Origin of the sequence: Variovorax sp. OV084 (assembly GCF_900111625.1) — a bacterium.
In the GTDB taxonomy this organism is placed as follows: domain Bacteria; phylum Pseudomonadota; class Gammaproteobacteria; order Burkholderiales; family Burkholderiaceae_C; genus Variovorax.
The window spans coordinates 275,192-295,491 of record NZ_FOII01000004.1 but is presented as its reverse complement, the minus strand read 5'-3'; the positions used below and the strand labels follow the sequence as shown (position 1 = coordinate 295,491).

Sequence of the window (20,300 nt, the reverse complement as noted above, 5' to 3'; positions counted from 1 at the left end):
AAAAACCCCCAGTCCCCCTATTTACTTTCTGTCTACATGTTGTCCTGAGGCCTCGTGCTTCCCTCTGGGGGCTTGCCAAAGCCCTACCGCAACAGTCGGAAAACAAAAAGCCGCCCGAAGGCGGCCTTGATGCGAGCCGGGGGCTCTTACATCACGCGCTTGGGCGCCGCGTGATGGTGGTCCTGCAGGCGATCCTTGTGGCGCACCACCTGGCGGTCGAGCTTGTCGACCAGTTCATCGACCGCAGCGTAGAGATCAGCGTGGCTCGACTCCGCGAACATGTCATTGCCCTTGACGTGAATGTTGCACTCCGCCCTTTGGCGGCGTTCCTTTTCCTTCTGCTTTTCCACCGTGAGGATCACCTTCACATCGACAACCTGGTCGAAATGTCGGGTGATCCGGTCCAGCTTGCTCGTGACGTAGGTGCGCAAGGCAGGGGTGACGTCGAGGTGATGACCGCTGATCGTCAAATTCATGAATGACCTCCTGGAATTGACGGTTGGGGAAATGACCGCGCTACGGAATGCAGCGTGGCCGGCGAAAAACGGGAGTTTTGAGAGGGGGAACGGGAGGAAGGGAAGAAGAGGAAAGAGGGGTGGGTCGATTCACTATGCCCAAGCTGTCACGGTATTGCAATACCTGAGTTGCCCGGGGTTTTGCGGCTTCGTGCGCAGCTTTTCACACGCTAGCGAATCAATAGCAGCTGGCGCTCATGGGGCAGGCGATGCAGCGCTTCGAGAACAAATGTTTCAGCCCCGGTCCACGTGTGACCCTGCCACCGGAAGGGCCAGCAGCCCGCTCAGCGATTCAGCGCCAGGCCGCGCGCATCCGGTTGCGCAGGTCGATCACCGCGCTCGGCGGCGGCACGGCCGGCGGGCGTACCGGCGGAGGCGGCCAGGTCTGCTGCTCGAAGCCTTCGAGATCGGCATCGGCGATGAAGCGCGTGCGGTTGGCATACAAGTGCCGGTCGCCGCGCGCCGCTTGCTGCGTGATGTGGAAGCGCTGCGGTATCAGCAGGTGCAGGTGGTCGCGCGCCCGGGTCATTGCCACGTACAGCAGCCGGCGCTCTTCTTCCAGCTCGTGCGCGCTCTGCGCTACGTCGGCCGGCAGGCAGCCGTCGACCACGTTGAGCACGTGCACCGAATTCCACTCCTGCCCCTTGGCCGAATGGATGGTCGAGAGGATCAGGTAGTCCTCGTCGAGCAGCGGCGGGCCCGGACGGTCACTGGTGGCTTCGGGCGGGTCGAGCGTGAGTTCGGTGAGGAAGCGTTCGCGCGAGGCATATCCGGCCGCGAGCCGCGCCAGTTGCTCCACGTCTGCGCGCCGCACGCCGGAGGTGTCTTCGTACAGCCGCTCAAGGTGCGGCAGATACCAGTCCATTGCCAGCTCGACATCGGCCGGCCACTTCAGCGCGGGTGCGCGCAAGGCGGCGTAGGCCTCGGCAAAGTCGGCCCACTGCGCGCGTGCCGCGGAAGGCGGCACGAAGTCGCGCACCGCCGCAGCGGGGTCGGCCGCCTGGTCCATCGCATCGAGCAGGCGCGCGCCCGTGACAGGGCCGATGCCCGGGATCAGCTGCGTCACGCGAAAGCCCGCCATGCGACCGCGCGGGTTCTGCGCAAAGCGCAGCACCGCGAGCAGGTCCTTCACGTGCGAAGCCTCGAGAAACTTGAGCCCGCCGAACTTCACGAACGGGATGTTGCGCCGCGCCAGTTCGAGTTCGAGCGCCGCGCTGTGCGTCGAAGTGCGGAACAGCACCGCCTGCGACTTCAGCGCGAGCCCGCCCTCGCGGTGCGCCAGCACCTTGTCGGCCACCCAGCGCGCCTGCCCCGCTTCGTCGGGCACGAGCACCAGCAGCGGCTTGCCGGCCGAGGGCTTGTCGGTCCACAGCGTCTTGGCATGCCGCTCGGCCGCATGCGCGATCACGCGGTTCGAGACATCGAGGATCGGTTGCGTCGAACGGTAGTTGCGCTCCAGCGTGACCACGCGCGCGGCCTGCGTGAACTGCGACGGAAAGTCGAGGATGTTGCGCACCGTCGCGCCGCGAAAGGAATAGATCGACTGCGCGTCATCGCCCACCACTGTCACACCGCGCCCGTCGGGCTTGATCGCGAGCAGGATCGAAGCCTGCAGCAGATTGGTGTCCTGGTACTCGTCGACCAGCACGTGGTCGAAGCGCTCACCGATGTGCGCAGCCAGCGCGGGCTCGGCGGCCATCTCGGCCCAGTAGAGCAGCAGGTCGTCGTAGTCGAGCACGTTCTGCCGCTGCTTGGCCTCTACGTAGGCGCCGAACAGCTTCTTCAGTTCGGCCTCCCATTCGCCGCACCAGGGAAAGGCCTCCTTCAGCACATCGGCCAGCGGCGCGCGCGTGTTCACGCAGCGCGAGTAGATCGACAGGCAGGTGCCCTTGCGCGGAAAACGATTGACGGTGGAAGACAGGCCCAGCTCGTGGCGCATCAGCCCCATCAGGTCTTCGGCATCGCCGCGGTCGTGGATGGTGAAGTTCTCGTCGAGCCCGATCTGCGGCGCGTACTCGCGCAACAGCCGCGCGCCAATGCCGTGGAAGGTGCCGGCCCAAGGCAGCGCGGGCGGGGCTTCGGACTTCAGGCCGAGCACGCGTGCCAGCACCTGGCCTGCGCGGCGCTCCATCTCCTGCGCGGCACGGCGCGAGAAGGTCAGCAGCAGCAGGCGCTGCGGATCGACACCGCCGGCAATGAGGTGTGCGACACGGTGCGCCAGCGTGCTGGTCTTGCCCGAACCTGCGCCGGCGATCACGAGCAGTGGCCGATCGTCACGCTCGGCAATGGCTGCTCCCACCCCATGTTCGACCGCCGCGCGCTGCGCGTCGTTGAGCGTGGCCAACGCGGCGGCCAGGCGCTCGGCCTGGGTCTTCGCGGCAGCGGAAAAAACGGGGAGCGCAGCGGTCTGCATGGGCACGACTTTACTGTATGCCCGTCCAGTCCAGCCACCGTGCTGCCATGTGGCCGGTGACATAATCGCGCCTCGCTGCAACCGGAGATTCTTCCCAATGGAAACCGCCCCGTCTCGGCAGCTTTCAACTCCCTTTCACTGACGCGTTTTTCTTAGCGCACGTCGGGCCCGGGAATTGAAAGCGCCCCTCCCTCGCCCATCGTTCAGTCATTCCCGGGAGTGAGCCAATGCTCAACATCTTCACGCTCGCCAACGGCCGCCTCGTTCAGGAAGAAATCGAGGCGCTCGAAGAGCTCTCCAAGTTCCAGCCGATCTGGGTCGACCTCGAGTCGCCCACGCTCGAAGAAAAGCGCTGGATCAAGCAGTACTACGGCCTGTCCATTCCCGAAGACGCGATGGACGAGGACATCGAGGAGTCGGCCCGCTTCTACGAAGAAGACAACGGCGAGCTGCACATCCGCTCCGACTTCTTGATCGACGACGACGAAGACCCGCGCACCGTGCGGGTGGCCTTCATCCTCAACCAGCACAACACCGACCTGCGCAGTCGCGGCGTGCTGTTCTCGATCCACGACGAAGACGTGCCCGTGTTCCGCCTGCTGCGCATGCGTGCGCGCCGCGCACCGGGGCTGATCGAAGACGCCAAGGAAGTGATGCTCAAGCTCTTCGACGCCGACGCCGAATACTCGGCCGACACGCTGGAGAACATCTACGACGAGCTCGAAGTGGCCGGCAAGAAGGTGCTCTCGGGCAATGTCAGCGACGAGCTGGCCGGCGAAGTGCTCGGCGCCATCGCGCGGCAGGAAGACTTGAACGGCCGCATCCGCCGCAACGTGATGGACACGCGCCGCGCGGTCAGCTTCATGATGCGCAGCAAGATGCTCAACGCCGAGCAGTTCGAGGAAGCCCGGCAGATCCTGCGCGACATCGAGTCGCTCGACAACCACACGGCCTTCCTCTTCGACAAGATCAACTTCCTGATGGATGCGACCGTCGGTTTCATCAACATCAACCAGAACAAGACCATCAAGATCTTCTCGGTGGCCAGCGTCGCGCTGCTGCCGCCCACGCTGATCGCCAGCATCTACGGCATGAACTTCAAGTTCATGCCGGAGCTCGACTGGGCCATGGGCTATCCGTATGCCATCGTGCTGATGGCGGCCAGCGCGCTGGTGCCGATGTGGTACTTCCGCCGGCGCGGCTGGCTCAAGTAGCCTGAGCGGGGCGCGCCGGCGCGCGCAGCCTCACGGGCGCTTTCCTGACAGGGCGGTGCGCATGCGCGCCGCATGATGGTCCGATGGCCGGCGCCGCTTCGGTCCATCGGAGCCGTCCCCATGCCACATTCCCCCTCCCCTGCCATCCCCGCGCGCTTCGCGTTGCTCGACGCCTGGTGGCGCGCCGCCAACTACCTGTCCGCGGGGCAGATCTACCTGATGGGCAACCCGCTGCTGCGGGAGCCGCTGGCCCTCGAGCACATCAAGCCGCGCCTGCTCGGGCACTGGGGAACCACGCCGGGGCTCAACTTCATCTACGCCCACATGAACCGCGCCATCAACGCGCGCGACCTCGATGCCATCTTCATCGCCGGCCCCGGCCACGGCGGGCCGGGCGTGGTGGCCAGCACCTACCTCGAAGGCACCTACACCGAGGTCTACCCGCACATCTCGCGCGACACCGAAGGCCTGAAGCGGCTGTTCACGCAGTTCTCGTTTCCGGGCGGCATCCCGAGCCATGTGTCGCCGGAAACGCCGGGGTCGATCCATGAGGGCGGCGAGCTCGGCTATTCGCTGCTGCATGCGTACGGCGCGGTGTTCGACAACCCCGAGCTGCTGGCCTGCTGCGTCATCGGCGACGGCGAGGCCGAAACCGGCGCGCTCGCGGCCAGCTGGCATTCCAACAAGTTCCTCAACCCCGCGCGCGACGGCGCGGTGCTGCCGATCCTGCATCTCAACGGCTACAAGATCGCCGGCCCAACCGTGCTCGCGCGAGTCGGCGACGAGCAGCTCACGCAGCTGATGCGCGGCCACGGCTACGAACCGCGCTTCGTGTCGGGCCACGACCCCGCGCTGATGCACGGCCTGATGGCGGACGCACTCGACGCTTCGCTCGATGCGATCCGTGCAATCCAGGTGGAGGCGCGCTCGGACGGCTTCGGACAGCGGCATCGCTGGCCGATGATCGTGCTGCGCTCGCCCAAGGGCTGGACCGGGCCGAAGACGGTGGACGGCGTGCGCATCGAAGGCACGCAGCGCGCGCACCAGGTGCCGCTGACCGGCTTTGCCGAGAAGCCGGCCCACATCGCGCTGCTGCAGGAATGGATGCAGAGCTATCGCCCCGAAGAACTGTTCGATGCCGACGGCGCCCTGCGCGCCGACATCGCCGCCCTCGCGCCTCGAGGCACGCGCCGCATGAGCGCGAACCCGCACACCAACGGTGGCCTGCTGCTCAAGAACCTCAAGCTGCCCGACTTCCGCGACTACGCCGTGGCGGTGCCGAAGCCAGGCGCCGTCGACGCCGAGGCCACGCGCGTCACCGGCGAGTTCCTGCGCGACGTGATGCGGCTCAACGCCGGCGAGCGCAATTTCCGGATCATGGGCCCGGACGAGACCACGTCGAACCGCCTGGGCGCGGTCTTCGAGGCGACCGACCGCATGTCGAGCGCCGAGATCCTGCCGGGCGACGACCACGTGGCACCCGACGGCCGCGTGATGGAAGTGCTCAGCGAACACCTCTGCCAAGGCTGGCTCGAAGGCTACCTGCTGACCGGACGGCACGGTTTCTTCTCGTGCTACGAGGCCTTCATCCACATCGTCGACTCCATGTTCAACCAGCATGCGAAGTGGCTGAAGGTGACGCGCAACATCCCCTGGCGGCGCCCCGTCGCGTCGCTGAACTACCTGCTGACCAGCCATGTCTGGCGCCAGGACCACAACGGCTTCAGCCACCAGGACCCGGGCTTCATCGACCACGTCGTCAACAAGAAGGCCGAGGTCGTGCGGGTCTACCTGCCGCCCGACGCCAACACGCTGCTGTCGGTGACGGACCATTGCCTGCGCAGCCGCAACTACGTCAACGTGATCGTGGCGGGCAAGCAGCCCGAGGCGCAGTGGCTCGACATCGCCGCGGCCGAGCGCCACTGCAGCGTGGGCCTGGGCATCTGGGACTGGGCCAGCAACGACAACGGCGTGGCGCCCGACGTGGTGATGGCCTGCGCCGGCGACGTGCCCACGCTGGAGACCATGGCGGCGGTGGACCTCCTGCGGACGCTGCTGCCGGACCTCAAGGTGCGGGTGGTGAACGTGGTCGACCTGATGGCGCTCGAATCACCCTCGGGGCATCCGCACGGCCTGCCCGATGCGGTCTTCGACTCGATCTTCAGCACCGACGCACCGGTGATCTTCGCCTTTCACGGCTATCCCGCCCTGGTCCACCGGCTGACCTACAAGCGGCGCAATCACGGCAACTTTCATGTGCACGGCTACCTGGAAGAAGGCACGACCACCACGCCCTTCGACATGACGGTGCTGAACCGGCTCGACCGCTTCCACCTCGCGGCCGATGCCATCGATCGCGTGCCCCGCATCCGCGACACGGCGGGCCACGTGCAGCAGCACCTGCGCGACCGGCTGCTCGAGCACCGGGCCTACATCACCCGGCACGGGCAGGACATGCCCGATATCGCCGACTGGCGCTGGGTGCGACACTGAGCGCTTGCGGGGCCGACCGACACCGCCCCGGGAGACCACCGTGCGCAGACTTCGTTTCCTCACCAACCGCCATCGAGCGCCGTCTACCAACACCGCGCTCGGCCTGCTGCTGGCCTTCAATGCCGGGGCCGTCAACGCGGGCGGATTCCTTGTGCTGCACATGTACACCTCGCACATGACCGGCTTCGCGTCGCAGCTCGCGGACGGCATGGTGCTGGGCAACGCCACGCTGCTGCTGAACGCGCTGGGCGCGATCCTGGCGTTCCTGAGCGGCGCCGCGGTGTGCGCGGTGCTGGTGAACTGGGCGCGGCAGCACCGGCTGCACGGCGTCTATGCGCTGCCTCTGCTGCTGGAAGCCGCGCTGATGTTTCCGTTCGGACTCGCGGGAGCCATCACGCTGACCTGGCCAACGCCGTTCGCGGTGCCGCTCACGGTGCTGCTGCTGTCGTTCATCATGGGCCTGCAGAACGCCGTGGCGTCGAAGACCTCGGGCGGCAGCACGCGCACCACCCACATGACCGGCAACATCACCGACATGGGGATCGAGCTGGGCAAGATGCTCTACTGGAACCGGCGCATGCCGTCGACACCCCTGCCGGTGCGCCACGACCGCAGCAGGTTGCGCCGCTGCGGCGGGCTGGTCGGCATGTTCGTGCTTGGGGGAACGGTGGGCGCGCTCGGCTTCAAGCACGTGGGGTTCGTCTGCGTCGTGCCGCTGGCCGCCCTGCTGCTGGTGCTGTCGATCCCGCCCCTGCTTCGCGACCTTCCGCATTGGCGGCGGGCCACGCCTTAGCTCAGGCCCTTTTCGCGTCCCGGCCGGCCAGCCACGCGTTCACGAGCGCGAGGCTGTAGCGGCTCGCGACCTCAGCCACGAACCGTGCGAAGTCGCCATGCGCCTCATCGTCCGCGCGATCCGAGATCGTCCGCATGGCCGCGAAAGGCACGCCGTAGTCATGGCAAACCTGCGCCACAGCGGCGCCTTCCATCTCGACCGCGAGCGCGTCGGGCAAGCCGAGGCGCAGCGCTTCGCTTTCGGCGGCGGTCGAGACGAAGCGATCTCCACTCACCAGCAGGCCGCGATGCACCTTGGGCGACTGGAGGCCGAACTCGTCGACCGCCTCTTGCCCCACCAGGGCCACCGGATCACGCAGCGTCATTTCGGCCACACCCGCCAATGCGTCGCTGATCGCCGCATCGGCCGTGAAGCGCGAAAGGCCCAGCAGGGGCACTTCGTATTTCGGAAAGATGGGCGAGGCATCGAGGTCGTGCTGCAGCAACTGCGTGGCAACAACCACGTCGCCGACATTCACGCCCGGCGCGAGTCCGCCCGCGACACCGGTGAAGACGATGGCCCCGACGGCGAATCGCTCGAGCAGCATCGTGGCCGTCACCGCCGCCGCGACCTTGCCGATGCGCGACAGCACCGCGACCACAGGCTGGCCATGCAGATGGCCGACCCAGAAGTCGCGCCCGGCGATGCGCACGCGCTGCTCGTCAGGCATCTGCGCGAGGAGCGCACTCAGCTCCTCGTGCATTGCCGCGACGATGGCGATGGGCGCAGCCACCTGCTACTTGATGTCCACGCCGTAGAAGGTGTGGCGGCCGAAGGGGCTGAGCTTGAAGTCGACCACTTCCTTGCGCACCGGCTTCAGCTGCACCGCATGCGCGATCGTGAACCACGGCGCCTGCTCCTTGAAGATCAGCTGGGCCTTCTTGTAGAGCGCGTCGCGGTCGGCCTGCTTGGTCGTGCTCTTGGCCTTCACCACAAGGTCTTCATACGGCTGGTAGCAGAACTTCGAAATGTTGCTGCCGCTGGCCGACTTGGCCGAGGCGCAGCCCAGCAGCGTGTACATGAAGTTGTCCGGGTCGCCGTTGTCGCCGGTCCAGCCCAGCATGCCCATCTGGTGCTCGCCGGCCTGCAGGCGCTTGCGGTACTCGCCCCACTCGAAGCTCTTGATCTCGGCCTTGACGTTGATCTTGGCGAGGTCTGCCTGCATCAGCTCGGCAATGCGCTTGGCGTTCGGGTTGTACGGGCGCTGCACCGGCATGGCCCACAGGTCGGTCGAGAAGCCGTCGGGGAAGCCGGCCTGCGCCAGCAGCTTCTTGGCGGCTTCGGGATCGTACGGGTCGTCCTTCACGGCATCGTTGTAGGACCACATGGTGGGCGGAATCGGGTTCTTCGCGGCCACGCCGGTGGAGAGGTACACGCCGTCGATGATGGCCTTCTTGTTGATTGCCATGTTGATGGCCTTGCGCACGCGCACGTCGTCGAAGGGCTTCTTCGTGGTGTTGTACGAGAGGTAGCCGACGTTCAGGCCGGGCTGCTCCAGCAGCTGCACGTTCGGGTCCTTGCGGATCGCGTCGAGGTCGGCCGGGTTCGGGTAGGGCATGACGTGGCATTCGCCCTTTTGCAGCTTGGCCCAGCGCACCGAGGCATCGGGCGTGATGGCGAACACGAGGTCGTCGATCTTCGCCTTGCCGCCCCAGTACTGCGGGAAGGCCTTGAAGCGGATGATCGCGTCCTTCTGGTACTGCACGAGGTAGAAGGGGCCGGTGCCGATCGGGTCCTGGTCGACCTTCTCGGGCGTGCCGGCCTTCAGCATGGCAATGGCGTATTCCTTCGACTGGATGCCCGCATACTGCATGGCCAGGTTCGCGAGGAACGGCGCCTCGGGCTGGTTGAGCACGATCTTCACCGTGTAGTCGTCGATGCGGTCCACCGTCTTCAGCAGCTTGGGCATGCCCATGTCGTTGAAGTAGGAGTGGTTCTGGCTCGTGACCTTGAAGAAGGGATCGCTCTCCTTCCACTGGCGCTCGAGCATGAAGATGAAGTCGTCGGCGTTGAAGTCGCGCGTGGGCTTGAAGCTCTTGCTCGTGGTGTGCCACTTCACGCCCTTGCGCAGGTGGAAGGTGTAGACCGTGCCATCGGCGGAGATGTCCCACTTCTCGGCCAGACCCGGCACGACCTTTGTGCCGCCGCGCTCGAACTCGACGATGGTGTTGTAGACCTGCGTGGTCACGTCGAACGAGGTGCCGGTGGTGTTCATCCCCGGGTAGAAGTTCTCGGGGCTGCCTTCCGAGCAATACACCAGCGTCTTGGCAGACACTGCGCCACAGGCCAGGGTAAGGGCCGCAAGCGCTGTCGGTGCCAGGAGCGCCAGGCTTCGTGAGCGGCGCGAAACGGTGGGCTGGGTCTTCATGTGGACTCCTTGAGACACGGTTGAAAAAGCGAACGTTAAGGGTTCGTCGCCATCGCGATGGCGGCGGAGGGAACATCGGCGCGCACGAGCGGCGCACCGTCGAGAAACTTCTCGGAGAAGTGGCAGGCCACCAGCCGCTCGTCGAGCATGCGCAGCAGCGGCCGCTCTTCGTGGCAGCGCGGCGCCACGTGCGGGCAGCGCGTGCTGAACACGCAGCCCGAAGGCGGATTCAGCGGCGACGGCAGCTCGCCCTTGAGCACGATGCGCTGACTGCTCAGGCCCGGCGTCGAGGCCAGCAGCGCCTGCGTGTACGGATGCAGCGGCCGCGCGAAGATGCGCGACTTGGGGCCCTGCTCCACCGCGTGCCCGAGGTACATCACGAGCACGTCGTGCGCGATGTGCCGCACCACGCCGAGGTCGTGCGAGATGAAGAGGTACGCCAGGCCCAGCTCGGCCTGCAGGTCGGCCAGCAGGTTCAGCACCTGCGCCTGGATCGACACGTCGAGCGCCGACACCGGCTCGTCGGCCACCAGCAGGCGCGGGCTCAGCATCAGCGCGCGCGCAATGGCGATGCGCTGGCGCTGGCCGCCCGAGAACATGTGCGGATAGCGGTTGGCGTACTCGGGCCGCAGGCCCACGCGCGCGAGCATGTCGCGGGCCTTGGCGGCGCGCTCCGACTTGCCCATGGTGGTGTTGATGGCCAGCGGATCTTCGAGCACCGTCGAGATCTTCTTGCGCGGATTGAGCGAGCCGTACGGGTTCTGGAACACCAGCTGCACAGCCTGCCGCAACTCGCGCTTGCGCTCTGGCGGCGGGTTCACCGCGTCGGCGCCGACCAGCGTGAGCTGGCCTGCCGTGGGCTTCTCGATCAGCGCGACCATGCGCGCCAGGGTCGACTTGCCGCAGCCCGATTCGCCGACCACGGCCAGCGTGCGCCCGCGCTCGATGCGGAACGAGATGTCGCCCACCGCGCGCAGATGCGACGGCGCGCGGAACAGACCGCGGCGGATGTCGTAGGTGCGCTGGAGGTTGTTCGCCTCGACAACCACTTCAGTCGATGTGCTCTCGCTCATGACAGCACCTCGGCCGCTTGCTGCTTCGGCGGATCGCTCTCTATGGCCGCCTTGCGCCCCGGCTCGCCGAGCGGAAAGTGGCAGCGCACCTCGGCGCTCTGCCACTCGCGCAGCGCGGGCCGCACCTGGCAGGCACGTTCGGTGACGTAGCTGCAACGCGGCGCGAACAGGCAGCCTGCGGGCCTGTCGTGCACGCCGGGCACCACGCCGCTGATGGTGGCGAGCCGACCCTCGGGCGCGGCGCGCTCGGGCAGCGCAGCAAGCAGCGCCTCGGTGTACGGATGCTGCGGCGACGCGAAGAGCCGGTCGACGCGCTGGTGCTCCATCACCTGCCCCGCGTACATCACGGCAATGCGCTGCGCCATTTCGCTGACCACGCCCATGTTGTGCGTGATGAGCACCAGCGCCATGCCGCGCTCCTTCTGCAGGTCGCGCAGCAGGTCGAGGATCTGCGCCTGGATGGTCACGTCGAGCGCGGTGGTCGGCTCGTCGGCGATCAGCAGGCGCGGGTTGCAGGCGATGGCCATGGCGATCATCACGCGCTGGTTCATGCCGCCCGAGAGCTGGTGCGGATAGCTGCCCAGGCGCGACGACGCGGCCGGGATGCCCACCTGCTCGAGCAGCTCGGTCGCGCGCTTCTTCGCCTCGCGCTTGTCGAGCTTCAGGTGCAGCCGCAGCGTCTCCATCAGCTGGAAGCCGATGGTGAAGCAGGGGTTGAGGCTGGTGGTCGGCTCCTGGAAGATCATCGCGACCTCCTTGCCGACCAGCGCACGGCGCGCCTTGTCAGAAATGCCGAGCAGTTCCTTTCCCGCAAAGCGCATGTGGTCCGCGCGCACGCGGCCCGGAAAGCCGACAAGGCCCATCAGCGCCATCATCGTGACGCTCTTGCCCGAGCCCGATTCGCCGACGATGCCTAGCACCTCGCCTTCTTCGAGCGTGAGACTCACGCCGTCGACCGCATGCAGCACGCCGCCCTGGGTGGGGAACTCGACGTGCAAATTCTTTATTTCAAGCAAAGGCATCTTTTCTTTCCTTTGCTTCAGCGCTTGAGCTTCGGGTCGAGTGCATCACGCAGACCGTCGCCCAGAAGATTGAAAGCCAGCACCGCCGCGAGGATCGCCATGCCCGGGAAGGTAACGACCCACCACGCGCGCAGCACGAACTCGCGCGCATCGGCCAGCATGGTTCCCCACTCGGGTGAGGGCGGCTGCGCGCCGAGCCCGAGGAAGCCGAGCGCCGCCGCATCGAGGATGGCGGTCGAGATGCCGAGCGAGGCCTGCACGATCAGCGGTGCGGCGCAGTTGGGCAGCACCTCGCTGAACATCAGGCGCAGCGTGCCGGCGCCGCTCACGCGCGCGGCGGTCACGTAGTCGCGCGAGACCTCGGCGATGACGGCAGCGCGCGTGATGCGCACATAGTGCGGCAGCACCACGATGGCCACCGCGAGCATTGCGTTGACCAGCCCCGGCCCGAGGATCGCGACGATCACGATGGCCAGCAGCAGGCTCGGCAGCGTGAGCACGATGTCCATCAGCCGCATGATCGCGATCTCGAGCACGCCGCGGAAGAAGCCCGCGATCAGCCCGAGCACCACGCCCACGACCACCGACAGCGCCACCACCGCGACGCCGATCGACAGCGACAGCCGCGCGCCGTACATCAGCCGCGAAAGAATGTCGCGCCCGATCGCGTCGGTGCCCAGCAGGTAGCTGACGGAGCCGCCCTGCTGCCACGCCGGCGGCTGCAGGAAGACGGCGCTGTTGGTTTCGTTCGGCGCGTGCGGTGCGATCCACGGCGCGAACAGCGCAACCAGCAGCAGGAAGACGATGGTGGCGAGCCCGATGACCGCGCCGCGGTTGGCCGAGAACGCCGTCCAGAACTCGCGCCACGGACCGGGAGGGGCGGTGCTTTTCGCACCGGTGGAAATGGTTTGTGTCGAGGCCATGAGCTCAGCGCCGGATGCGGGGATTGATGACGCCGTAAGCCACGTCGACGAGCAGGTTCACCAGCATCACGATGCCGCCGAGCAGCAGCATGCCGCCCTGCAGCACCGGATAGTCGCGCCGGCCGATGGCCTCGATGAGCCACTTTCCGACGCCGGGCCAGGAGAAGATGGTCTCGGTGAGGATCGCGCCCGTGAAGAGCACGCCCACCTGCAGCCCGATGACGGTCACGACCGGGATCAACGCATTGCGCAGCGCATGCAGCCCCACCACGCGAAAGCGCGACAGGCCCTTGGCGCGCGCGGTGCGGATGTAGTCCTCGCCCAGCACTTCGAGCATGGCCGAGCGCGTCATGCGCGCAATGACCGCAAGCGGCACCGTGCCGAGCACGATGGCCGGCAAGATGAGGTGATGCAGCGCCGACCAGAAGGCATCGACGTCGCCGGCACGCAGCGAGTCGATCAGCAGGAAGCCGGTGTCGGGCTCGATGTAGTACTGCACCGCGATGCGCCCCGACACGGGCGTCCATCCGAGCTGTACCGAGAAGAACAGGATGAGCAGCAGTCCCCACCAGAAGATCGGCATCGAATAGCCGGTGAGCGATGTGGCCATCACGCCGTGGTCGAAGATGGAATTGCGCCGCACCGCCGCGAGAATGCCGGCCGGCAACCCCAGCAGCAGCGCGAAAAGAATGGCGCAGACCGCAAGCTCGACAGTGGCCGGAAAGAGCGCGAGGAACTCGCTCATCACCGTGTCCTGCGTGATGAGCGACTTGCCGAGGTCGCCGTGCAGCACGCGGCCGATGTAGATGCCGTACTGCACGATCACCGGCTTGTCGAAGCCGTAGGCGGTGCGCAGTTCGGCATGGCGCGCGGGGTCGATCCCGCGCTCGCCGGCCATGGTTTCAATGGGGTCTCCCGGCACGAGCCGGATGAGGAAGAAGGCGAGCAGTGTCATGCCGATGAAGGTCGGCACCAGCAGGCTCACACGGGTCAGTAGGAATCGAAACATCGACCCGCGAATATGCAAGATCGATGCCGTGGCCCTACCCGGGCCGAACCCTTACTTCAGCGCTTACTTCTTGGCGTCGCGCAGCTCGCGGCGAAGGATCTTGCCGACCGGCGTCTTCGGCATGTCGCTACGAAACTCTACGATTCGCGGCTGCTTGTAACCCGTAAGGTTTGCTCTGCAGTATTCGCGCACCTGCGCCTCGGTGAGCGAAGGGTCTTTCTTCACGATCACGAGCTTCACGGCCTCGCCGGTCTTGTCGTCGGACACGCCGACCGCCGCGCATTCGAGCACGCCCGGAATCAGTGCAACCACGTCTTCGATCTCGTTCGGGTACACGTTGAAGCCCGACACCAGGATCATGTCCTTCTTGCGGTCGACCACCTTGAAGTAGCCGCGCTCGTCGACCACGCCGATGTCGCCGCTCTTGAAGTAGCCGTCGGGCGTCATGACCTTGGCGGTCTCGTCAGGGCGCTGCCAGTAGCCGGCCATCACCTGCGGGCCCTTGATGGCGATTTCGCCGCGCTCGCCGGCCGGCACTTCGTTGCCGTCGTCGTCGAGCAGCTTGAGCCAGGTGCTCGGCAGCGGCAGGCCGATGGTGCCGGTGTAGGCGGTGCTGTTGGTCGGGTTGCAGGTGGTGGACGGCGAGGTTTCCGACAGGCCGTAGCCTTCGCAGATCGGGCAGCCGGTTTTCTCGAGCCAGAGCTTCGCGACCGCGGCCTGCACCGCCATGCCGCCGCCGACCGAGACCTTGAGGTTCTTCCAGTTGACGGTGTTGAAGTCGGGGTGGTTCGCCAGCCCGTTGAACAGCGTGTTGACGGCAGGGAAGCTGTGGATGGTGTGCTTCGACAGCTCCTTCAGCACGCCGGGAATGTCGCGCGGATTCGGAATCAGGATCAGCTTGCCGCCCGTGCGCATGTTCAGCATCATGCCGACCGTGAACGCGAAGATGTGATACAGCGGCAGCGCGCACACGCTGGTGGGCTGCTCGTTGGCCGGCACCTTGTTCATGACCGGCTCGTTCCAGGCCTCGGACTGCAGCACGTTGGCGATCACGTTGCGATGCAGCAGCACCGCGCCCTTCGACACGCCGGTGGTGCCGCCGGTGTACTGCAGCACCGCCACGTCGTCGGGGCCGATGGCCACGGGCTTGAGCGATGCGCTCGCGCCCTTGTCGAGCGCGTCGTTGAAGCGCACCGCGCCCGGCAGGTTGAACTGGGGCACCATCTTCTTGACGTTGCGCACCACGTAGTTGACGAGCGCGCCCTTCAGGAAGCCGAGGCGGTCCCCCATGGAGGCCAGCACGATGTGCTTGACCGGCGTGGCCCCGATGCATTGCTGCAGCGTGGTGCCGAAGTTCTCCATGATGATGATCGCCTTCGCGCCGGAGTCCTTGAGCTGGTGCTCGAGTTCGCGCGGCGTGTACAGCGGGTTCACGTTGACCAGGATCAGCCCGGCGCGCAGGATGCCCGCAACCGAGATCGGGTACTGCGGGCAGTTGGGCATCATGACCGCCACGCGGTCGCCCTTGGCGAGGCCCAGGCCCTGCAGGTAGCCCGCGAAGGCCTTGCTCTGCCTGTCGGTCTCCGCGTAGCTGATGTCCTTGCCCATGAAGCTGTAGGCCGTGCGGTCTGCGTACTTCGTGAAGCTCTCTTCCATGAGCGCGACCAGCGAGGGGTACTGCGAGGCATCGATATCGGCGGGCACACCCTGCGGGTAGCTGCTGAGCCAGGGACGATCGGTCATTGGATTTGTCTCCTCCGGGAAGTCGGACTTGTTGAAAACGAAAACGGCGCTCGAAGTGGCGCCGCGAAGAACTCGCCCGCCGTGCGGGCAGGGACCTTCGGCCTATTCGATGGCCTTGCCCATATCTTCCACTACTTTTTTAGCATCGCCAAAGACCATCATGGTCTTGTCCATGTAGAAGAGCTCGTTGTCCAGCCCGGCATAACCGGCGGCCATGGAGCGCTTGTTCACGATGACGGTCTTCGCCTTGTAGGCCTCCAGGATCGGCATGCCGTAGATCGGGCTGCCCTTGGTGTGCGCGGCGGGGTTCACCACGTCATTGGCGCCCAGGATGATCGCCACGTCGGCCTGGCCGAACTCGCCGTTGATGTCTTCCATCTCGAACACCTGGTCGTAGGGCACTTCGGCCTCCGCCAGCAGCACGTTCATGTGGCCGGGCATGCGGCCCGCCACCGGGTGGATCGCGTACTTCACGGTGATGCCCTTCTCGGTGAGCTTGGCCGCAAGTTCCTTCACCGCATGCTGCGCGCGTGCGACTGCAAGGCCGTAGCCCGGCACGATCACCACCGTCTCGGCATTGCCGAGCACGAAGGCCGCATCGTCGGCGCTGCCGGTCTTCACCGGGCGCTGCTCCTTGGCCGCGCCGCCGGCCGTGGCCGCCTCGCCGCCGAAGCCGCCCAGGATCACGTTGAAGAACGAGCGGTTCATGGCCTTGCACATGATGTAGCTCAGGATCGCACCCGAAGAGCCCACCAGCGAACCGGCCACGATCAGCATCGCGTTGTTCAGGCTGAAGCCGATGCCCGCGGCCGCCCACCCCGAGTAGCTGTTGAGCATCGACACCACCACCGGCATGTCGGCGCCGCCGATCGGGATGATGATGAGCACGCCCATCACGAAGGCCAGCGCCAGCATCGCGAAGAAGGCCGGCCAGCTTTCGGTGAAGACGAACACCAGGCCCAGGCCGATGGTGGCCAGGCCCAGAACGAGGTTCAGCATGTGCTGGCCCGCGAACTGCACCGGCGCGCCCTGGAACAGGCGGAACTTGTACTTGCCCGAGAGCTTGCCGAAGGCGATGACCGAGCCGCTGAAAGTAACGGCGCCGATGGCCGCGCCCAGGAACAGCTCGAGCCGGTTGCCGCTCGGGATCGGGTCGCCCTTGATCGCGATGCCGAAGGCATGCGGCTCGGCCACTGCGGCCACCGCGATGAACACCGCGGCCAGGCCGATCATGCTGTGCATGAAGGCGACCAGCTCGGGCATCTTGGTCATCTCGACCTTGTTGGCCATGTAGGCGCCGAGGCCGCCGCCGAGCACCAGCGCGACCAGCACGTAGGCCAGGCCGTTGAGGTTGCCGCTGGCGAGCTTGTAGATCAGCGCGCCGGTGGTCAGCACGGCGATTGCCATGCCAGTCATGCCGAAGATGTTGCCGCGGATCGAGGTGGTCGGATGGCTCAGGCCCTTGAGGGCCTGGATGAAGCAGATGCTGGCAACGAGGTACAGCAGCGTGACGAGGTTCATGCTCACTTGGCGGCTCCCTCTTCAGCCTTCGGTGCGACGGCCTTCTTTTCTTTCTTCTTGAACATCTCCAGCATCCGCCGCGTGACGAGGAAGCCGCCGAAGACGTTCACCGCGGCCAGCGCCACGGCCAGCACGCCCATGGTCTTGCCCAGCGGCGTGTCGGTGAGTGCGGCCGCCAGCATGGCGCCCACGATCACGATGGCCGAGATGGCGTTGGTCACTGCCATCAGCGGCGTGTGCAGCGCTGGCGTGACGGTCCACACGACGTGGTAGCCGACGTAGATGGCCAGCACGAAGATGATCAGGTTGATGACTGTGTGCGAAACGATGTCCATGTTCTTCTCCTCGGCGGGCGTTATTTCTTCGTGACCTGGCCGTCTTGCGTGACGCGGCAGGCGGCGACGATGTCGTCCTCGAGGTCGATCTTCAGCGCGCCCTCCTTGGTGACGATGAGCTTGAGAAAGTCGAGCACGTTGCGCGCGTAGAGCGCCGAGGCATCGGCCGCCACGAGCGCCGCGAGGTTGGTTTCACCGACGATGGTCACGCCGTGCTTCACCACCGTCCTGTCGGCTTCCGACAGCGGGCAGTTGCCGCCCACGCCGCCCGCGCCCTTGCCTGCGGCGATGTCGACGATCACCGAACCCGGCTTCATCGACTTGACCATGTCCTCGGTGATGAGGGTCGGCGCGGCACGGCCCGGAATGAGGGCAGTGCTGATGACGACGTCGGCCAGCGCCACGCGCTTGGCGACTTCGACCTGCTGGCGCGCGAGCCAGCTCGGGGGCATCGGCTTGGCATAGCCGCCGACGCCGACCGCGGCTTCTTTTTCTTCATCGGTGTCGTACGAGACTTCGATGAACTTGCCGCCGAGCGATTCGATCTGCTCCTTGACGCTGGGGCGCACGTCGGATGCCTCGATGACAGCGCCCAGGCGCTTGGCCGTGGCGATGGCCTGCAGGCCCGCCACGCCCACGCCGAGGATGACGACGCGCGCGGCCTTCACCGTGCCGGCCGCCGTCATGAGCATCGGGAAGAAGCGCTGGTACTTGTCGGCCGCGATCATCACGGCCTTGTAGCCGGCGATGTTGGCCTGCGACGAGAGCACGTCCATGCTCTGGGCGCGGGTGGTACGCGGTGCGGCTTCGAGCGCGAACCCGACGACGCCTGCAGCCGCCAGGCGCTGCAGGCCGGCCGCGTCGAAGGGATTGAGCATGCCGATGACCACGGCGCCGGACTTCAGCAGCGCGGTTTCGGCATCGGTGGGCGTGCGCACCTTGAGCACCATGTCGGCGGAGAAGGCCCCGGCCTGGTCGGTGATCTCGGCGCCTGCGGCCTGGTACGCGGCATCGGTGACGCTGGCTGCAACGCCGGCCCCCGACTGCACCCGTATGGAGTGCCCTGAGGCGACCAGTTTTTTCACCGTCTCAGGTGTAACAGCCACGCGGGTTTCGCCAGCCAGTGTCTCGGCGGGCACGCCTATCAGCATAGAGATCTCCTCAGAGCAAGGGGGCACAGGGAATGCGGGCAGAGCTTACAGCAAGATTACAGCCGCCCGCCGTCGCCAAAACGCTCTGTGGTTTTGACCCCAAAGTGCCGATGAATGCTGTCGGCATCGCTATTCAATTGATAGCAAATTCGGGTATTCGATAGCCGCCTCGCGAAGACCGCGGCACGTGTCCAACCTCGCGCAGGCCGGACTCCAGGCGGTTTGTCCAGCGAGCAGTTGTCGATGTCCACCCATAACGCCTTCCACTCAGGATCTCGATTTGTATTCAACTGCCGTTAACTTCGTTAACAAGTGAACTGAAAACCTCGATTTGCGTGCATTAGTTGCAATTCAAAAACTTTACGTTAGTCGCAGATAGATACACTTCAGCCCAATCGCCAGTTCACAGAGACTGACGAAGGGGAGGAAGAAGGGGATGGAATGCGAATCGCGGTACTCAATGACGGTGTAGATCAATTCAAGCGAATCAATCGAACCATGGCGGCACTCGAGCACGAGTGCCATCCCTACACGGAAGGAAAAGCGCTGTTGCAGGCAATGCGCCGGCAGACCTTCGACCTGCTGATACTCGACTGGAACCTGTCCGACATGGAGGGCCCGGACGTGGTGAGGTCCATCCGTCACGAACTCAACAGCCGGCTTCCCATTCTTTTCGTGACCGACAAGCGTGACGAGGCGGACATGGTCGAAGGCCTCAACGCGGGCGCGGACGACTTCATGGTCAAGCCCACCCGTGCCGGCGAACTCGAAGCGCGTGTGAACGCGCTGCTGCGCCGGTCCTACCCGGCCCAGCACGAGATGGAACTGGTCTTCGGCCCTTACCACTTCTATCCGCCCTCGCGCGTTCTGAAGGTTCGCGGCGTGCAGGTCGAGCTGAAGAACCGGGAGTACGAGCTCGCGCTGTTCCTGTTCCAGAACGTCGGGCGACTGCTTTCGCGGGAGCACCTGCACGAGGCCGTCTGGGGCCTGGGCATCGAGGCGCTGTCGCGCTCGCTCGACACCCATGTCTCGCGCCTGCGAACCAAGCTCGACCTGCGCCCCGCAAACGGCTTCCTGCTGCTGGCCATCTACGGCCTGGGCTACCGGCTGGAAACAATCGAAGCCGATGCCCTGTCCAGCATCAGCGCGCGCTGAGTCGGGAATCTCCGGCACGCTACAGTCTCCAACGGCACCCCGCCGTCATGTGCTTGCGCCACAAGGAATGAGACGAATGAATTCGATGATCCGGTTGCTGCTCGCCGCCACGTTGTTCTGGAGCTGGTTCAGCCCGGCCGCTGCGCAGGAGGTCGAAGCCAGCGACATGGTGCGCGGCGGCATGCTGGCGATCCAGATGATCGACCAGGGCAAGGCCGGCGAACTGTGGGACGGCGCCACCCCGGCCACCCGCAAGCGCGTGACGCGCGCCGACTTCACCAGCCAAGTCGCCAGGAGCCGCGCCCCAATTGGCGCACCGCAGATGCGCACCTGGGTGGCAGTCAATCGCCAGGTCGTGGCCGACGCGGACAGCGAGACGGCCGGCCAGTACGTCAGCGTCGAATACGAGACCCGCTTCACGAACAAGCCTGACGGCACGCTGCGCGAACTCGTGAGCTTTCACCTCGACAGCGACCGCGTCTGGCGCTTCAGCGGCTACGTGCTGAAATAAGCGCCCAAAACACGGTAACTCC

General features: G+C 65.9%; 17 protein-coding genes. 5 read left to right on the top strand and 12 right to left on the bottom strand.

Features of this window, described 5'->3' with window-relative positions:
• Positions 1 to 146: 146 nt before the first annotated feature.
• Positions 147 to 476, bottom strand: a complete 330-nt coding sequence (gene hpf / locus BMW87_RS14130) for a ribosome hibernation-promoting factor, HPF/YfiA family (protein ID WP_056515121.1) — start codon at positions 474 to 476, stop codon at positions 147 to 149.
• 331 nt (positions 477 to 807) lie between these two features.
• The gene (locus BMW87_RS14125; RefSeq protein ID WP_093076945.1) at positions 808 to 2,928 is read right to left on the bottom strand and encodes an ATP-dependent helicase; all 2,121 of its coding nucleotides are present in this window, start codon (positions 2,926 to 2,928) and stop codon (positions 808 to 810) included.
• Positions 2,929 to 3,155: 227 nt separating this feature from the next.
• Between BMW87_RS14125 and corA the strand changes: the two genes are divergently transcribed.
• The 3 genes from corA (at position 3,156) to BMW87_RS14110 (ending at position 7,428) form a co-directional block, all read left to right on the top strand.
• Positions 3,156 to 4,142: a magnesium/cobalt transporter CorA gene (gene corA, locus BMW87_RS14120; protein ID WP_093053979.1), complete on the top strand. Its 987-nt coding sequence runs from the start codon at positions 3,156 to 3,158 to the stop codon at positions 4,140 to 4,142.
• Positions 4,143 to 4,262: 120 nt separating this feature from the next.
• On the top strand, positions 4,263 to 6,635 hold the full coding sequence (locus BMW87_RS14115; protein ID WP_093076943.1) for a phosphoketolase family protein: 2,373 nt from the start codon (positions 4,263 to 4,265) through the stop codon (positions 6,633 to 6,635).
• A gap of 40 nt (positions 6,636 to 6,675) precedes the next feature.
• The gene (locus BMW87_RS14110) at positions 6,676 to 7,428 is read left to right on the top strand and encodes a YoaK family protein (RefSeq protein WP_093076942.1); all 753 of its coding nucleotides are present in this window, start codon (positions 6,676 to 6,678) and stop codon (positions 7,426 to 7,428) included.
• 1 nt (position 7,429) lies between these two features.
• Here BMW87_RS14110 and BMW87_RS14105 read toward each other — a convergent pair whose 3' ends face one another.
• The 10 genes from BMW87_RS14105 to BMW87_RS14060 form a co-directional block, all read right to left on the bottom strand.
• Positions 7,430 to 8,200, bottom strand: coding sequence for a 5'-methylthioadenosine/adenosylhomocysteine nucleosidase (locus tag BMW87_RS14105; RefSeq protein WP_093076940.1), 771 nt, complete (start codon positions 8,198 to 8,200; stop codon positions 7,430 to 7,432).
• Between the two features lie 3 nt (positions 8,201 to 8,203).
• Positions 8,204 to 9,835, bottom strand: coding sequence for an ABC transporter substrate-binding protein (locus BMW87_RS14100; RefSeq protein ID WP_093076939.1), 1,632 nt, complete (start codon positions 9,833 to 9,835; stop codon positions 8,204 to 8,206).
• A 35-nt stretch (positions 9,836 to 9,870) separates the two neighbouring features.
• On the bottom strand, positions 9,871 to 10,908 hold the full coding sequence (locus BMW87_RS14095; protein WP_093053969.1) for a dipeptide ABC transporter ATP-binding protein: 1,038 nt from the start codon (positions 10,906 to 10,908) through the stop codon (positions 9,871 to 9,873).
• On the bottom strand, positions 10,905 to 11,930 hold the full coding sequence (locus BMW87_RS14090; RefSeq protein ID WP_093076937.1) for an ABC transporter ATP-binding protein: 1,026 nt from the start codon (positions 11,928 to 11,930) through the stop codon (positions 10,905 to 10,907). The genes BMW87_RS14095 and BMW87_RS14090 overlap by 4 nt, the downstream gene beginning before the upstream one ends.
• Positions 11,931 to 11,947: 17 nt before the next feature.
• Complete coding sequence (locus BMW87_RS14085; protein ID WP_093053965.1) at positions 11,948 to 12,853, bottom strand: ABC transporter permease subunit; 906 nt, start codon at positions 12,851 to 12,853, stop codon at positions 11,948 to 11,950.
• 4 nt (positions 12,854 to 12,857) lie between these two features.
• Positions 12,858 to 13,862 (bottom strand): ABC transporter permease subunit, encoded by a 1,005-nt coding sequence (locus BMW87_RS14080; protein WP_093053963.1) that lies wholly within the window; start codon positions 13,860 to 13,862, stop codon positions 12,858 to 12,860.
• A 63-nt stretch (positions 13,863 to 13,925) separates the two neighbouring features.
• Positions 13,926 to 15,605, bottom strand: coding sequence for a long-chain-fatty-acid--CoA ligase (locus BMW87_RS14075; RefSeq protein ID WP_093076935.1), 1,680 nt, complete (start codon positions 15,603 to 15,605; stop codon positions 13,926 to 13,928).
• A gap of 102 nt (positions 15,606 to 15,707) precedes the next feature.
• Positions 15,708 to 17,132 carry an NAD(P)(+) transhydrogenase (Re/Si-specific) subunit beta gene (locus BMW87_RS14070; protein ID WP_093076933.1) on the bottom strand — a complete coding sequence of 475 codons (1,425 nt, stop codon included), beginning with the start codon at positions 17,130 to 17,132 and terminating at the stop codon, positions 15,708 to 15,710.
• The gene (locus tag BMW87_RS14065; RefSeq protein WP_093053957.1) at positions 17,129 to 17,461 is read right to left on the bottom strand and encodes an NAD(P) transhydrogenase subunit alpha part 2; all 333 of its coding nucleotides are present in this window, start codon (positions 17,459 to 17,461) and stop codon (positions 17,129 to 17,131) included. Before BMW87_RS14065 ends, BMW87_RS14070 begins: the two co-directional genes overlap by 4 nt.
• Before the next feature lie 20 nt (positions 17,462 to 17,481).
• Positions 17,482 to 18,612 carry a Re/Si-specific NAD(P)(+) transhydrogenase subunit alpha gene (locus BMW87_RS14060; RefSeq protein WP_093076932.1) on the bottom strand — a complete coding sequence of 377 codons (1,131 nt, stop codon included), beginning with the start codon at positions 18,610 to 18,612 and terminating at the stop codon, positions 17,482 to 17,484.
• Positions 18,613 to 19,053: 441 nt separating this feature from the next.
• Here BMW87_RS14060 and BMW87_RS14055 point away from each other — a divergent pair, with 441 nt between their 5' ends.
• Both BMW87_RS14055 and BMW87_RS14050 read left to right on the top strand, forming a co-directional pair.
• On the top strand, positions 19,054 to 19,767 hold the full coding sequence (locus BMW87_RS14055) for a response regulator transcription factor (protein WP_093053953.1): 714 nt from the start codon (positions 19,054 to 19,056) through the stop codon (positions 19,765 to 19,767).
• A 76-nt stretch (positions 19,768 to 19,843) separates the two neighbouring features.
• Positions 19,844 to 20,278, top strand: coding sequence for a DUF4019 domain-containing protein (locus BMW87_RS14050; protein ID WP_093076930.1), 435 nt, complete (start codon positions 19,844 to 19,846; stop codon positions 20,276 to 20,278).
• The last annotated feature ends 22 nt before the right edge of the window (positions 20,279 to 20,300 follow it).